Here is a 15,884-nt window from a genome sequence, read left to right as displayed (position 1 = left end):
GATGCCGGCGTGAAGATCGCGACCTTCAACATCAACAACATCAAGCGGCGGCTGCCGAACCTGCTCGACTGGCTGGGCGACGCGAAACCGGACATCGTCTGCCTTCAGGAACTCAAGGCACCCGATGCGGATTTCCCGATATCCGCCATCGAAGGCGCGGGCTACGGCGCAGCCTGGCGCGGACAGTCCACCTGGAACGGAGTGGCGATCCTCGCGCGCGACACCGAGCCGATCGTAACCCGTTGGGATCTACCCGGCGGCGACGACGATCGCCAGGCACGCTACATCGAAGCGGCCGTCGGCGGCGTGTTGATCGCCTCGCTCTATGCGCCGAACGGCAACCCACAGCCTGGTCCAAAATTCGACTACAAGCTTGCCTGGCATGAGCGGCTCAACGCCCATGCCCAGGGCCTCCTCGCTGCCGGCGTGCCGGTCGTCCTCGCCGGCGACTACAATGTCGCTCCCGAGCCGCGCGACGTGTACGAGACCCATTCCTACGACGACAATGCGCTGGTGCAGCCTGAAAGCCGCGCCAGTTTCCGCCAACTGCTCGACCAGGGTTGGACGGACGCCGTGCGCGAGGCGTTTCCGCAGGATGGGGTCTACACATTCTGGGACTATCGCCGAAACCGGTGGCAACGCAATGCCGGCCTCAGGCTCGACCACCTGCTGCTCGACCGCCAGATGGCGAAGCGTCTGCGGGGCGTCGGCGTCGACCGTGACGTGCGCGGCCGCGACGACGCCAGCGATCACGCACCGGTGTGGGTAGAGGTCGAGTGATCGGCCAGGACGGCAGCCGGCGGGCCGAGCATCTCCCGATGACCCTTGCCTGACGGCGCATGGCATGTGATCCGCTCCAAGCGAACGTTCTATATGGGGGAAAAAGTGGCGGTCCGGCAGATTGTGAAATTTCCCGATGTGCGCCTGCGCGCGGTGGCCGAGCCCGTGGTCGCGTTCGACGACGGCTTGCGCGCTCTGGCCAGCGATCTCATCGACACGATGCGGGCCGCGCCCGGGGTCGGCATCACCGCTCCGCATATTGGAGTTGCCAGGCGGCTCGTCGTGCTCGAACTGTCGCCGCAGGACGTCCGCATCTACGTCAATCCGAGGATCACCTGGGCGTCGCAGGAGAAGATCCGGCATACGGAAGGCAGCGTTTCGATGCCCGGCGTCGTCGAGGAGGTCGAGCGCCACGCCGGCGTCGAGATCACTTACCAGGACATGCACGGCCGGTGGCAAACGGAAATGGCCGACGGGTTCCTGGCTGTCTGCCACCAGCATGAGATCGACCAGCTGGACGGCATCTTCTGGATCCATCGGCTCTCCAAGCTGAAGCGCGACCGACTGATCAAGCGCTACGGAAAAATCGGCTGACGACCCGCAGCCACGTGCTGAGCGACGAAATTCGCTCTGCTGCATTGCACAATGCGCGGATGCGCGCAAAATAGCGGGCGATGACCGCCAAGCCACTCGCCGTGCTCGTGATCGATGAAAACCGAATCCGCGCCTCGATCATCGAGGCCGGGCTGCGGGAGGCCGGGCATGAGGACGTGACGCTGGTGCACGACGTCTCCGGCATCGCCAGGCGTATCGCCGAGATCAATCCCGACGTCATCGTCATCGACCTGGAAAACCCCAATCGCGACATGCTGGAGAACATGTTCCAGCTGTCGCGCGCGGTGAAGCGGCCGATCGCCATGTTCGTTGACCGCTCCGACAGCGCCTCGATCGAGGCGGCGGTCGAGGCCGGCGTTTCGGCCTATATCGTCGACGGCCTCAAGCGCGAGCGGGTCAAGCCGATCCTCGACATGGCGGTGAGCCGCTTCAATGCCTTTGCGCGGCTGACGCGCGAACTCGAGGCGGCGCGCAGCGAACTCGAGGACCGCAAGCTCATCGATCGCGCCAAGGGCATATTGATGAAGTCGCGCGGACTCACCGAGGCGGATGCATATGCGCTCTTGCGCAAGACCGCGATGAACCAGAACCGCAAGCTCGCCGAAATCGCACAGAGCCTGGTGACCGCGGCGGGCCTGCTGGGAGACGACGCATGACCGACGCCCGCTTCGAGATTTCCGCCGGCTTCCTGCCATTGCTCGATAGCGCGCTGCTGGTCGCCTCCAGGGAGAAGGGCTTTGCCGCAGCCGAGGGCATCGAACTAACCCTGGTGCGCGAGACATCGTGGGCCAGCGTCCGCGACCGGCTCGCGGTCGGGCATTTCCAGGTGGCGCACATGCTGGCGCCGATGCCGATCGCCTGCAACCTCGGGCTGACGCCGCTGGCAGCCACCACCATAGTGCCCATGGCGCTGGGCCTCGGCGGCAACGCCGTCACCGTGTCGAATGCATTGTGGGAAAAGATGGCGGCGCACGGCGCCACCGGCGACCTCTCGCCGCGCACGGCAGGCGACGCGCTTCGAGCTGTCGTGGCGGAGAGAGCCCGCACCAGCCAGCCGCCGCTGCGTTTTGCGGTGGTGCATCCACATTCGGGGCATAACTACGAACTGCGCTACTGGCTTGCTGCTTGCGGCATCGATCCCGACCGCGAGGCAGAGATCGTGATCGTGCCGCCGCCACTGATGGCCGATGCGCTCGGCTCGGGCGCTCTCGACGGCTACTGCGCCGGGGAGCCGTGGAATACAGCCGCCGTCAAGCTCGGCCATGGCCGCATCGCCACCGTGAAGGCAAAGATCTGGCGGTCCAGCCCGGAAAAGGTGCTGGGCGCCGATGCCCGATGGGCCGAAGCAAACGGCGACGCGCTGGCGGCTCTGCTGCGCGCCGTCCATCACGCCGCGCAGTGGTGCGCCTCGCCAGCCAATCACGCCGAGCTGGCAGGCATCATGTCGGCTCCCGCCTATGTCGGGCGTCCGGCCGACTGGATGCTGCCGGCGCTTTCGGGCCAGCTCGGGACGTCGTCGGACAGTTCCGTCGAGGTCGATGACTTCTTCGTGCCCCAGGCTCGGGCGGCGACCTTCCCGTGGAAAAGCCACGCGCTGTGGTTCTACAGCCAGATGGCGCGTTGGGGACAAGCTGGGCATTCGTCGGAAAATGCTGCGATCGCCCGCGAAACCTACCGGCCCGATCTCTACCGTGCCGCGCTTAAGCCGCTGGGCGCGGCCCTGCCGGGCGCGAACGCCAAGGTCGAGGGTGCGCTGCCCGCGCCAACTCCGGTCGGCTCGGCGGGTGCCAGTCTCGTGCTCGGGCCGGACGGGTTCTTCGACGGCGGCCTGTTCGATCCCGACGATCTCGATGGCTACATTGCCGCCCAGCGGGACCTCGGCAACTGACTGCTGTTAATTTTTGTGCACTGCACATTAAATAGGCAGAGACCGACGCCGGCTGATCGTCCTTTGTCCGCTGGCACTGGGGCGGCGCGCATCGCCCCCCTATATAAGTATCTGAAAATAAACGAAATCCAAACGACATGCCGAACTGGCACGGTTTGTGCGTTGCAATAGACGAGGCCGAAAGGTCAGACATATCGGCGTCCAAAGACGGGCGCCCCAGGCGAAGCTGCTGATCAGACGACCGCGATCCCGGATGTACGGACGCGCGACCCTGGTCGGCAGCTTTCTTGTTTTAGCGATCCAACTCAGCGCGGCGCCTCCCACGCCGCCCCATGGAGCCGACGATGAACGCAACCACCCCTCCCGCCCCCAGCCAGGACAATGGTCCGAAGCGGGCGCTTGCCATGTCCACCATCGCCTTCACCGTGTGCTTTGCCGTGTGGACGATCTTTTCGATCATCGGCGTGCGCATCAAGCAGGAGCTCGGGCTTTCCGAAACCGAGTTCGGCCTGCTGGTAGGCACGCCCATCCTCACCGGTTCGCTGGTGCGCATCGTGCTCGGCGTCTGGACCGACCGCTTCGGCGGACGGCTCGTCTACACGGCGACCATGCTGGCGGCGGCCGCCGCCACCTTCCTGCTCGCCTTCGCCCAGACCTACACGCAGATGCTGGTCGCAGCTCTCGGCGTCGGCCTTGCCGGCGGCTCGTTCGCCGTCGGCGTCGCCTATGTCTCGCGCTTCTTTCCGGCCGACAGGCAGGGCACCGCGCTCGGAATCTTCGGCGTCGGCAACGTCGGTGCCGCCGTCACCAAGTTCGCCGCCCCCTTCGTGCTCGTCGCCGCCGGCTGGCAGGAAGTGGCGCTGATCTGGGCGGCCGCGCTCGGCTTCATGGCCTTCATCTTCTGGTTCGGCACCGAGGACGACCCGGTCATCCGCGAACGCCGCATCCATGGCGGCCAGCCCAAGGAATTCTGGAGCGAGTTCGCGCCGCTCAAGAACGTCCAGGTCTGGCGCTTCGGCCTCTACTACTTCTTCTCCTTCGGCGCCTTCGTCGCGCTTGCGCTGTGGCTGCCGCGCTACCTGATCGGCGTCTACGGTTTCGATATCGCGACCGCAGGCATGATCGGCGCTGCCTATTCGATCCCGGCGAGCATCTTCCGAGCCTATGGCGGCGTTCTGTCCGACCGCGTCGGCGCCCGCACCGTGATGTACTGGACCTTCGGCGTCTCGGCCGTCGCCACCCTGATCCTGGCGCTGCCGGCCGCCGACTATGTCGTGCGCGGCATCAGCGGGCCGATGTCCTTCCACTTCGAGGTCGGACCGATCGCCTTCATGGTCATTGCCTTCGTTCTCGGCTTCTTCATGAGCCTGGGCAAGGCCGCCGTCTACAAGCATATCCCCGTCTACTACCCGCAGAATGTCGGCGCGGTCGGCGGCCTGGTCGGCATGATCGGCGGCCTCGGCGGCTTCGTCCTGCCCATCGCCTTCGGCGCGCTCAACGACCTTACCGGCCTGTGGACGAGCTGCTTCATGCTGCTCTTCGCCATCGTCGTCGCCTCGCTCGTCTGGATGCACCTGTCGATCCGCAGGATGTCGCGGACCGAGATCGAGCCGCTGGCGGTCGCCGCGCAGTAAGGGACAAGGACCATCACCATGACCGAAAGGCTCATCATCATCGGCAACGGCATGGCCCCCGGGCGCATGCTGGAGCACCTGCTGGAGGCGGCACCGGACCGCTACCAGGTCACCATCTTCAACGCCGAGCCGCGCGTGAACTACGACCGCATCATGCTGTCGCCGGTTCTGTCGGGCGAGAAGGCCTACGAAGAGATCATCATCCACGGCGACGGCTGGTACATCAAGCACGGCATCGCCCTCTACAAGGGCCACAAGATCGTCGCCATCGACCGGCAAGCGAAGACCGTGACCTCCGACCGCGGCGTGACCGAGCCCTATGACAAGCTGGTCATCGCCACCGGTTCGGTGCCGTTCATCATCCCGGTGCCCGGCAGCGACATGGCCGGCGTGCTCACCTACCGCGACCTCGACGACGTCAACGCCATGCTACTGGCCGCCCAGTCGCGCGCCAAGGCCGTGGTGATCGGCGGGGGCCTGCTCGGGCTGGAGGCCGCAGCGGGCCTCAGCCTGCGCGGCATGGACGTCACCGTGCTGCATGTCATGCCGACGCTGATGGAGCGCCAGCTCGATCCGGCCGCCGGCTACCTGCTGCAGCGCGCCGTGGAGGCGCGCGGCATCAAGGTCGTGACCAAGGCCAACACCAAGGCCATCGTCGGCAACGGCAAGGCCGAAGGCATCGAACTGGCAGACGGAACGACGGTCCCTGCCGACCTCGTCGTGATGGCGGTCGGCATCCGCCCCAATGCGGGACTGGCAAGGGAAGCCGGCATCGAGACCAATCGCGGCATCGTCGTCGACCACGGCATGCGCACCTCCGATCCCGACATCCTTGCGCTCGGCGAATGCGCCGAGGTTGGCGGCCAGGTCTACGGCTTGGTGGCTCCACTCTACGAGATGGCGCGCGTCGCAGCCGCCCGGCTGGCCGGCGACGCTACGGCGGCCTTCGTCCATTCCGACACCCCGACCAAGCTCAAGGTCACCGGCATCGACCTCTATTCGCTCGGCGACTTCGCCGACGGCGACGACCGCGAGGAGATCGTGCTGCGCGACGCCGCAGCCGGCGTCTACAAGCGACTGGTGCTCAAGGACAATCGCATTATCGGCACCGTGCTCTACGGCGAGACCTCCGACGGCGCGTGGTTCAACGACCTCAAGAAGAAGCAGACCGACATCTCGGCGATGCGCGACACCCTGATCTTCGGCCAGGCCTATCAGGGAGGATCGCCGCTGGACCCTATGGCGGCCGTTGCAGCACTGCCGGATGACGCGGAAATCTGCGGCTGCAACGGCGTCTGCAAGGGCAAGATCACCGGCACCATCACCGCCAAGGGCCTGACCTCGCTCGACGACGTGCGTGCCCACACCAAGGCGTCCGCTTCCTGCGGCTCCTGCACCGGGCTGGTCGAGCAGCTTATGTCGCTCACCCTTGGCGACCACTACAATCCGGCTGCCGTCCAACCCATGTGCACTTGCATCGATCTCGGCCACGACGACGTACGCAGGTTGATCAAGGTCAAAGGGTTGAAGACGATTCCTGCAGTGATGCAGGAACTTCAATGGAAGACCTCCTGCGGCTGCGCCAAGTGCCGGCCGGCACTCAACTACTACCTCGTCTGCGACCGGCCGGACGAATATGCCGACGACTACCAGTCGCGCTTCATCAATGAGCGCGTCCACGCCAACATCCAGAAGGACGGTACCTATTCGGTGGTGCCGCGCATGTGGGGTGGGGTGACAAATTCGAACGAACTCCGCGCCATCGCCGATGTCGTCGACAAGTTCGAAATCCCGCTGGTCAAGGTCACCGGCGGCCAGCGTATCGACATGCTCGGTATCCGAAAGGAAGACCTGCCGGCGGTCTGGGCCGACCTGGGAAAGGCCGGATTCGTCTCGGGTCACGCCTATGCCAAGGGCCTGCGCACGGTGAAGACCTGCGTCGGCTCCGACTGGTGCCGGTTCGGCACCCAGGATTCGACCGGTCTCGGCATCCGCATCGAGAAGTTCATGTGGGGTTCGTGGACCCCGGCCAAGGTCAAGATGGCGGTGTCGGGCTGCCCGCGCAACTGCGCCGAGGCGACCTGCAAGGACGTCGGCGTGATCTGCGTCGATTCCGGCTACGAGATCCATTTCGCCGGTGCCGCCGGACTCGACATCAAGGGCACCGAGGTGCTCGGCCTGGTGAAGAGCGAGGACGAGGCGCTGGAAGCGATCGTGGCGCTCACGCAGATGTATCGCGAGCAGGCCCGCTATCTCGAGCGCATCTACAAATGGGCCAAGCGCGTCGGCGTGGCCGAGATCAAGCGCCAGATCCTCGACGATGCCGGGAAGCGCAAGGCCTATTACGACCGCTTCGTCTTCAGCCAGAAATTCGCCCAGGTCGATCCCTGGTCGGAGCGCGTCTCCGGCAAGGACAAGCATGAATTCCGGCCGATGGCCTCGGTCGGTTTCGCGGAGGCTGCGGAATGAACACGCTCAACTGGATCGCGATCGGTACCATCGCCGAAATCCCCCTGCGCGGCGCGCGCTGCGTGAACACGCCTCAGGGCAAGATCGGCGTGTTCCGCACCGCCGACGACCGGGTCTTCGCCATCGAGGACCACTGCCCGCACAAGGGCGGCCCGTTGAGCCAGGGCATCGTCCACGGCGCATCGGTGACCTGCCCCCTGCACAACTGGGTGTTCTCGCTCGAGACGGGCGAAGCGCTCGGCGCCGACGAAGGCTCGGTCAGGACCATTCCGCTCAAGGTCGAGGACGGGCGGCTGTTCATCGCCCTCGACGTCCTGGCTTCGAAGGCTGCCTGACGATGACGGATGCGCGCGAGGTGAGGACCGCCTGCCCCTATTGCGGCGTAGGATGCGGCGTGCAGGCGCGGGTCGCTGCGGATGGTAAAGCGTCCGTGCGCGGCGACCCCGCACATCCGGCCAATTTCGGCAAGCTTTGCTCCAAGGGATCGGCGCTCGGCGAGACGCTCGGTCTCGATGGCCGGCTGCTCCATCCCGAGATCGCCGGTCGCCGCGCCGACTGGAACGACGCCCTCGATCTGGTGGCAAGGCGACTCTCCGAGACCATCGCCGAACACGGGCCGGATTCGGTCGCCTTCTACGTCTCCGGGCAACTGCTCACCGAGGACTATTACGTCGCCAACAAGCTGATGAAGGGTTTTGTCGGCTCGGCCAATATCGATACCAACTCGCGGCTCTGCATGGCCTCGTCGGTCGCCGGCCACAAGCGCGCCTTCGGCGAGGACATCGTGCCGGGCACCTACGAGGACTTCGAACAGGCGGACCTCGTCGTGCTGGTCGGCTCCAACACCGCCTGGTGCCACCCGATCCTCTACCAGCGCCTGCTCGCCGCCCGGGCCACGCGCGGCACCAGGATCGTCGTCGTCGATCCGCGCCGCACCGCGACCGCAGCGGAATGCGACCTGCACCTGCAGCTCAAGCCGGGCACGGACGTGCTCCTGTTCACCGGCCTGCTCGCCCATCTCGCGCGCAGCGGTGCCGTCGACCAGCCTTACGTGGCGGCGCATACGATCGGCTTCGATGCGGCACTCAGCTTGGCTGCGGCCGACGCGCCCTCGGTCAGGCGGATCGTCGAAACCTGCGATCTGGACCCGACCGCTATAGCCGCCTTCTACGACTGGTTCGCGTCGACGGAGCGTACGGTCACCGTCTACAGCCAGGGCGTCAACCAGTCGGCGCATGGTACCGACAAGGTCAATGCCATCCTCAACTGCCATCTCGCCACCGGCCGCATCGGCAGGCCGGGCATGGGACCGTTTTCGGTCACCGGCCAGCCCAATGCCATGGGCGGCCGCGAGGTCGGCGGCCTCGCCAACCAGCTCGCCGCGCATATGGGCTTCGAGGATCCGTCCGCGCCCGACCGCGTCGGCCGCTTCTGGGGCGCACAGCAAATCGCCCGCCGGGCCGGCCTCAAGGCGGTCGACATGTTCGAGGCTGTGGCCAACGGGCGCGTCAAGGCGCTGTGGGTGATGGGCACCAACCCCGCGGTCAGCATGCCAGACGCCACGCGGGTGCGGGCGGCGCTCAAGGCTTGCGATTTCGTCGTGGTTTCCGACGTGACCTCGACCGACACGACCCGCTTCGCCGATGTGCTTCTGCCCGCCGCCGCCTGGGGCGAGAAGGACGGCACGGTGACCAATTCCGAACGCCGCATCTCACGGCAGCGACCGTTCATGCCCTTGCCCGGCGAGGCGCGGCCGGATTGGTGGATCGTCACCGAAGTCGCCCGCCGCATGGGCTTTGCCGACGCCTTCGCCTATGCCAATCCGGTCGAGATCTTCCGTGAGCACGCAGCCCTTTCCACCTTCGAGAATGACGGTGCAAGGCTGTTCGACATCGGTGGCCTCGCCAACATTTCGGACAAACAATACGAGGCACTTTCGCCTGTCCATTGGCCTCGGCGTCGTGGGTCGCCCACAAATGAGCGAATGCTGGCCGACGGGCGCTTTCCCACCGCCGACGGCCGCGCCCGCTTCGTGGCCGTGCGCCAGGAAGGCGCGGCGCTACCGGTCGATGCCGCCTACCCGCTCGCCCTGAATACTGGCCGGTTGCGCGACCAGTGGCACACCATGACCCGCACTGGCCGGGTGCCGCGACTGATGGCCAATGCGCCCGAGCCTGCGCTGGAGTTGAACCCCGCCGATGCAGCAGCGCTCGACCTCGCCGATGGCGACCTGGCACGGGTCGAAAGCCGCTACGGCAGCGGCCGCGCCAAGGTGCGCGTGAGCGGTGGCCAGCGTCGGGGCGAGGCCTTCCTGCCGATGCACTGGAGCGGACGCTTTGCCGCCAACGCCGCAGCCGGGTCGCTGTCGGCGCCGGTCACCGATCCCTTCTCCGGCCAGCCGGAGCTCAAGCACGTGCCGGTGCGCATCTCTCGTGAAGCGGTCGAATGGGTCGGCGTCCTGATGACACGCCGCGACCTGAGGCCGACAGGCTTCGTCCACTGGAGCCGCGCTGCCGTCGACGGCGGCTGGGTCTACGAGCTTGCCGGAACGGAGCCGCCCGAACAGGGCATCCTGCTCGCCCGCAGGCTGATCGACGTCGTGCCGTCGGACCATTTGCTCGAATATACCGACCGGCGAAGCTCGACTTTCCGGGCCGCGGCCGCCGATCCGCAGGGACGACTTGCCGAGGCGCTGCTGGTCGCCCCACGCGGCATGCTGCCCGAACGCGACTGGCTGTTGTCCCTGCTCGCCTCGAGCGAACCGCTGACGCCGCTCGACCGCCGCGCGCTTCTCTCGGGCCGGGCGCCGGTGCCGATGGCTTCGGTGGGGCGCATCGTCTGTTCGTGCTTCAACGTCGGCGCCAACCAGCTTGCCGGCGCCATCGCCGGCGGCTGCACCACGCTTGCCGATGTCGGCAAGGCAACGAATGCCGGCACCAATTGCGGCTCCTGCCGGTCGGAGATCAAGGCGATGCTCGATGACGGCGCGTTGCGGCTGGCCGGATGACGCCCGCCGACGCAGCAGACCGGCGCGCCGGCTAAAGGTTGTTCCGCAAAGCGGCGCCGGCGAGCACCACCCGTGGCGCGAGGTCGCTACCAAGCAGCACGATGTCGGCACGGGCGCCTTCCACCAGCCGGCCGATCTCCTGCGACAGCCCCATCAGCGCCGCAGGCACTGCCGTGGCCGAGGCAAGCGCCTGGTCGAGCGGCAGCCCGACATGTTCGACCAGGCGCCTGACGGACGAAGCCATGTCGATGTGGACACCGGCAAGCGAGCCCAGGCGATTGACCAGCTTGCCATCGACCGCGCGGATCGTTTCGCCGTAGAGCTCGAATTGATCCGGCCCGTTCCAGGTGGGCATCGCATCCGAGACCAGCACCATGCGGTCAGGGCGGGAGCGCGAGCGGATGGCGAGGCGCAGCACCGTGTCGTCGATGTGGTGGCCGTCGGCGATGAAGCCGCAATAGAGGTCGCTGTCGAGCGCCGCCCCCACCACGCCTGGCGCGCGCGAGGTCATCGGCGTCATGCCGTTGAACAGGTGCGTGACGGCCGAGGCCCCTTCGGCGATGGCCGACCTGACGGTGGCCGCATCGGCCGCGGTGTGCCCCAGCGACACGACCGCGCCCATGGCGCAAAGCCGCGCGATCGCACCTTGCGGAACGCATTCCGGCGCCAGCGTGAGCAGCACCGGCAATCCGGCGCGCCGCAGCCTTTCGATCACGGCAAAAGTCCGCTCGTCGATAGGCCGGATGAAGGCCGGATCGTGGGCGCCCTTGCGCTCGACACTGATATGCGGTCCCTCGAGGTGGATGCCGGCGACGCCGAACCTGCCGAAGGCGGCGATGGCAGCGTCCGCCGCCCGGTCCATCAGGTCAGCCGCGTCGGTTATCAGCGTCGGCAGAAACGCCGTCGTGCCGGTTGCGCGATGGGCGGCGCCGATCCTTTCCAGGCCCTCGACGGTAGGCGTCGTGTTGAACAGCACCCCGCCGCCGCCATTGATCTGGACGTCGAAGAAACCCGGTACCGCGATACAGGTCGAGCGCCACACCGGTGCACCGTCAACTCCCGCTTCGCTCCCTGGGCGGACGGCGGCGATCCGCCCAGCCTCGATGCGCAGCGCAATTCCGTTGCGCAACGTGGAGCCGTCGAAAAGCCGCTCGGGCGACAGCCACCAGGCATCAGCCGTTTCCAGGTCGAAAGGAAGTCGGTCCGTCGACGACAGCAGCGTCACCGCTTTGCCCCATGGCAGGCAAAGTAAGGCGCCAGCGCTTCCTGGATCTGGGCGTAGATGAGCGCCCGCGACCAGTTGCTCACGGTCGGCTCCAGCCCCTCGGCGCGGTCGATCACCACAGGCGCGAAATACTGTTCCAGGACGCTCCGCGGCGGACGGCGCGCCCCGAGATCGGCCAGCAGCCGCGCCACCGTCGCAGCGGCTTCTGGTTGCGCCCAATAGTAGCGGATGCGGTCGGCATAGCTGAAATGACGCAGCAGATGCTGCTCAACCGCGTCTCCCGCATAGTGTTTTGCCCAATTGCCGGGCTTCTCCAGCATCAGCCGTTCCATGACCGACGCGACCGGCGCGCGGTCCGAGCCAGGCGCGACCCAGCCCGCCACCGCGTCGAGCGCATAGATCGCCTGGCGGTAGGCATAGGTCAAAGCGGGACCGACCTTGAGCACCGCGAAATGGCGCCGCGCCAGTTCGGGGAACACGTCCGGCGCCTGATAGTCGGTCGAATGCGCCTCGAAAGACAGGCCGGGTCGGTCTGCGAGGACCGACGTGAGCCTGTCCGGTATAGCCATGTCGAAGCGATGGACATGATCCGGCGCGAACTCCAGCCCCGGCTGCACCACCAGCCCGACTGCGCGTGCCCAGGCGGTCTGCTCGAGGCCGCGTGCGGCAAATGCCTGGCGATGCGCCTCGATCGTCGCAAGCGCACTTTCGGGCGCCGTGGGCACGATGCCATGCGAGCCATCGTCGGCGCGCGCGCCGCCTGGCGGCGGCACTTCGGTGCCATACATGTAGCTCAACGCATCGGGGTTGCCTGCAGCAATCTCGCAGACGGCGGCAAGGTCGGCGGCGCGTTCGGCGCTGACCTTATCGCCGACCTGCGGCAGCTCTCCTGCACAACCCTCGGAGCAGTCGAGATGGATCTTGGTGAAGCCGGCCTGCACGTAGGCTGACACGAGGTCGCGGGCGTGTCCCATCGCCACCTCGGCTGGCTGGTCGCGCCATGCCTGGGGGCCGAGATGGTCGCCACCAAACAGAATGCGTTCGGGCGAGGCGCCGATGTCGTCGCAGATGCGCCGCACGAAGCCGACGAAGTCGACGGGCTTCATCCCCGTATAGCCGCCGAACTGGTTGACCTGGTTGCTGGTCGCCTCGATCAGAAGCGGTACGTCCGCCTCCTCGGCGAGCAGCACCGAGGCGGCCACGACATCTGGGTGAGCCGAGCAGACCGACGGCATGGCTTCGCCCGAACCCGCGCGGTTGCGGGCGATCAATTCCCTCAATTGCCTCATCGCACGGAGTTTCCTTCCACAGTTGCGCGCGCCAGCATCGCCGCGCCGCGCACGCCGCTCGCGTCGCCGAACCTGGCGACTTCGAAGACCGGGCTACGCACGCCCGGCAGCTTGTGACCGGCAAAGACGCCGGTGAGCTTGCCGGCAACGCCTTCGATGCGCGACAGGCCGCCGCCGAGCACCACGCAATCGGCATCCACGGTGAGCTGGATCGTGTGGACCAGCTCGGCCAGCAGGTCGAGCCAGGCGTCGAGCACTTCGCCCATCGCGGGGTCGCCGGCCGCCGCCTGCGCGGCGATCTCTTCCGGCTTCGCCGCCCGGCCCGTCATGTGTTCGCAGAGCCGGCTCATGCCCGGTCCGGAAACCAGCGTTTCGCAACAGCCGACGCGGCCGCAGCCGCAGGCGACGAGCGGCAGCTTGCGCCGGTCGACTGTGGCCGCGGGCAGACCGAAGTGACCGACCTCGCCGGGCAGTCCGTTGAGCCCTGTCACCAGCCGGCCGTTGACGCAGACGCCGCCGCCGACCCCGGTTCCGAGGATGAGGCCGAAGACGGTGCGATGGCCGGCACCCGCCCCGCCATTGGCCTCCGACAGGGCGAAGCACTTGCAGTCGTTCTCCACCGGCGTCGAGCGGCCGAGCCGCGCGCCGAGATCGGCGCTCAGCGTGTGGCCGGTCGCGGGCAGGTTGGCGGTCGTCGAGCGGCCCGTGACCGGATCGATGAGGCCGGGAATGCCGATGCCGATCGGCAGTCCTACGCCGGCTTCCCTTTCGAGCCAGCGCACCTCCTCGACAACGGCCTCGACGAGCCGTTCATAGCTTTCCTTTTGCGTCGGGCTCCTGCGCCTCGCCACCGGCTCGAGCCGGTCGTCGAACAGGCAGGCCTCGATCTTGGTGCCGCCGAGATCGAGCGCGCCGAACAGTCGGGGTCCGGCTTTCGGCAACTGGTAGAGCTTAACGCCCGCGACCACGCGGGTCAGGTTGCCGCCGCTGAACGGGTTGTCGACGTTGATGCCGAGCCTGTCCGACCAGATCACCGCCAGCATCTGCGCCACCAGCACATAGAGCGGCGAGGACCAGGCATCGTTGCCGACCACCGGGATTTCGATGTCGGCGCCGTCGGCGACGCTGCCGAGCCGCACGACACGATCGGCGCCGAACTGGGCGGCAACCTCCGCCGCCAGGTCCAAGTCGTAGGCACGCGTGAACGGATCGGAGGATTGCAGCACGAAGACGCGCGTTCCATCGTTCACCACCGCCTTGGGTCCGTGGCGGAAGCCGAGAGCGGAATCCCACGACGTCGGTATATTGCCGGCCGCGAGCTCCAGCACCTTGAGCGCGCATTCCCGTGCCGAGCCTGTCAACGGACCGGAACCGAGGAAGACCGCGCGCTCGGGCATGGGCAGCGCCGGCAGCTTCTCGAAGCCGTGCCTGATTGCCGTCTCGGCCGCAGATGCCAGCTCGTCAAACAGTGCTGCGACCGGATGCGGCGGCGCAGGATCGAAGCAGGCGAGCGCCGACAACAGCATTGTCGTGTAGCTCGACGTCATGGCAAAGCCGCGATCGTCGGTCTCGGGCGGCAGCACGATGGTACGCAGTTCGCCCGGTCCGGGATGGTTTTGGCGCGCGAGCGCGCTGTCGCCGTTGCAGGTGATGTGCAGCCTGTCGGCCTCGGGCGCATGCGTCGAAAGCAGGTCGAGCGTGGCGATGCTTTCCGAGCTGTTGCCGCTGCGACCGAAGGAAACGACGAGGAGCTTCACGCCCGGCCGAATGAAGTTCCGCGGGCACGCCACCAGGTCGGTGGTGGGCACCGCGCGGAAGCGCGCAGGCCCCGCGGCCCGATTGAGATGGGCGGCGAGCGTTTCGCCGATGAAGGCGGAAGTGCCGGCTCCGCAGAACCAGATCTCGTCATGCGCGCGCCCGTGCAGCCAATGGCGGATGTCGCCGGAGATCGCGTCGATCCTCGGCCCCCAGCTCCGCCACACCGACGGCTGCTGGGCGATCTCGCGCGTCGTAGCCCAGCGGTCCAGTCCAGCCGAGATGTCAGCCGCCTTTCTTGCGGTCATTGGGTACTCCCGTCATTTGGATCGATGCGATGGACCGTCACCCCTCGCGCCTCGATCATCTCGGCGACTTCGTCCGGCAGGCCGGTGTCCGTGACGATCGAATGGATGCGATCGAGTTCGCAGAAGCGATGCAGTGCCGGCGCCCTAAACTTGGTGGAATCGGCGAGCACCACGACGCGCTGGCAGACGTTGATCATCGCCGTGTTCTGATGCGCCTCGTCCTCGTTGAAGGTGCTGAGGCCGAATTCCGGATCGATGGCGTCGGCGCCCAGATAGACCGTGTCGAAGCGCATGCTGGCCAGTGTGTTCTCGACCAGACGGCCCGATACCGACCGCGATTCGAAACGCACCGTGCCGCCCGGCAGCATGACCGTGTGCTGGCTGGCATCGCGCAGGGCGTCGACGATATTGAGGGCGGTGGTCATGATGACGAGGCCGGCGGCATCGCGAAGACTTTCGGCAAACAGCTGTGCCGTCGAGCCGGAATCGACGATGATCGAGCGGTCGGTCCCGACAAGGGTCCGTGCGAAGCGGGCGATCGCCTTCTTCTGTGCCAGATTGACAACCGCCTTGTCGGTGATCCTGGGCTCGAGATAGGAACTGCGCTCATTGCCGCGCGCCAGCGCCATCGCCAGCGCGATGCGGAAATCCGGGAGCCCCTTGAAGCCATAACGGCGGCAGAAGCGCACGACGCTCGGCTCGCTGACCTCGGCGGCCAGGGCAATCTCCTGCACAGGCTTGTGCATGAAGCCATCCGGCGCCGACAGCAGGTACTGCCCGACGCGCCTGAAGGTCTTGTTCAGTTCGGGCAGGTCGTTCGAGATGAGCTCGATCAGCGACTGGCCGGACTGGTGAGGGATTTGCATTGCGGGCTCCTTGTCGGGCCGTGCCGCGGCCGCCGCCGGAGGGACGTC

At 66.9% G+C, this 15,884-nt stretch carries 12 protein-coding genes; 8 read left to right on the top strand and 4 right to left on the bottom strand.

Annotated elements, in window-relative coordinates:
- Positions 1-9 precede the first annotated feature (9 nt).
- From PV773_RS17420 to PV773_RS17385, 8 genes are all read left to right on the top strand, one after another.
- A complete protein-coding gene (locus PV773_RS17420) occupies positions 10-780 on the top strand; it encodes an exodeoxyribonuclease III (protein ID WP_347967571.1) in 771 nt (256 codons plus the stop codon).
- 105 nt (positions 781-885) lie between these two features.
- On the top strand, positions 886-1,374 hold the full coding sequence (locus PV773_RS17415; protein WP_347967601.1) for a peptide deformylase: 489 nt from the start codon (positions 886-888) through the stop codon (positions 1,372-1,374).
- 80 nt (positions 1,375-1,454) lie between these two features.
- Positions 1,455-2,051: an ANTAR domain-containing response regulator gene (locus tag PV773_RS17410; protein ID WP_347967570.1), complete on the top strand. Its 597-nt coding sequence runs from the start codon at positions 1,455-1,457 to the stop codon at positions 2,049-2,051.
- A complete protein-coding gene (locus PV773_RS17405; RefSeq protein WP_347967569.1) occupies positions 2,048-3,283 on the top strand; it encodes a CmpA/NrtA family ABC transporter substrate-binding protein in 1,236 nt (411 codons plus the stop codon). The genes PV773_RS17410 and PV773_RS17405 overlap by 4 nt, the downstream gene beginning before the upstream one ends.
- A gap of 344 nt (positions 3,284-3,627) precedes the next feature.
- The gene (locus PV773_RS17400; RefSeq protein WP_347967568.1) at positions 3,628-4,917 is read left to right on the top strand and encodes a nitrate/nitrite transporter; all 1,290 of its coding nucleotides are present in this window, start codon (positions 3,628-3,630) and stop codon (positions 4,915-4,917) included.
- An 18-nt stretch (positions 4,918-4,935) separates the two neighbouring features.
- Positions 4,936-7,386, top strand: coding sequence for a nitrite reductase large subunit NirB (gene nirB / locus PV773_RS17395; protein ID WP_347967567.1), 2,451 nt, complete (start codon positions 4,936-4,938; stop codon positions 7,384-7,386).
- Positions 7,383-7,721 carry a nitrite reductase small subunit NirD gene (gene nirD / locus PV773_RS17390; protein WP_347967566.1) on the top strand — a complete coding sequence of 113 codons (339 nt, stop codon included), beginning with the start codon at positions 7,383-7,385 and terminating at the stop codon, positions 7,719-7,721. The genes nirB and nirD overlap by 4 nt, the downstream gene beginning before the upstream one ends.
- A gap of 2 nt (positions 7,722-7,723) precedes the next feature.
- A complete protein-coding gene (locus PV773_RS17385) occupies positions 7,724-10,393 on the top strand; it encodes a molybdopterin-dependent oxidoreductase (RefSeq protein ID WP_347967565.1) in 2,670 nt (889 codons plus the stop codon).
- A gap of 31 nt (positions 10,394-10,424) precedes the next feature.
- Here the strand turns inward: PV773_RS17385 and nagA are convergent, their stop codons facing one another.
- Genes nagA through PV773_RS17365 form a run of 4 tightly spaced genes read right to left on the bottom strand, consistent with a single transcriptional unit; the run spans position 10,425 to position 15,836 of the window.
- A complete protein-coding gene (gene nagA, locus PV773_RS17380; RefSeq protein WP_347967564.1) occupies positions 10,425-11,618 on the bottom strand; it encodes an N-acetylglucosamine-6-phosphate deacetylase in 1,194 nt (397 codons plus the stop codon).
- Positions 11,615-12,907 carry a class II D-tagatose-bisphosphate aldolase, non-catalytic subunit gene (locus tag PV773_RS17375; protein ID WP_347967563.1) on the bottom strand — a complete coding sequence of 431 codons (1,293 nt, stop codon included), beginning with the start codon at positions 12,905-12,907 and terminating at the stop codon, positions 11,615-11,617. Before PV773_RS17375 ends, nagA begins: the two co-directional genes overlap by 4 nt.
- Complete coding sequence (locus PV773_RS17370) at positions 12,904-14,970, bottom strand: ROK family protein (RefSeq protein WP_347967562.1); 2,067 nt, start codon at positions 14,968-14,970, stop codon at positions 12,904-12,906. Before PV773_RS17370 ends, PV773_RS17375 begins: the two co-directional genes overlap by 4 nt.
- On the bottom strand, positions 14,967-15,836 hold the full coding sequence (locus PV773_RS17365) for a transcriptional regulator (RefSeq protein WP_347967561.1): 870 nt from the start codon (positions 15,834-15,836) through the stop codon (positions 14,967-14,969). The genes PV773_RS17370 and PV773_RS17365 overlap by 4 nt, the downstream gene beginning before the upstream one ends.
- Positions 15,837-15,884 lie beyond the last annotated feature (48 nt).

It is taken from the genome of Mesorhizobium sp. CC13 (assembly GCF_039907765.1).
GTDB lineage: Bacteria > Pseudomonadota > Alphaproteobacteria > Rhizobiales > Rhizobiaceae > Aminobacter.
The sequence above is the reverse complement of the archived record's forward strand: the minus strand, read 5'-3'. Positions and strand labels throughout refer to the sequence as shown.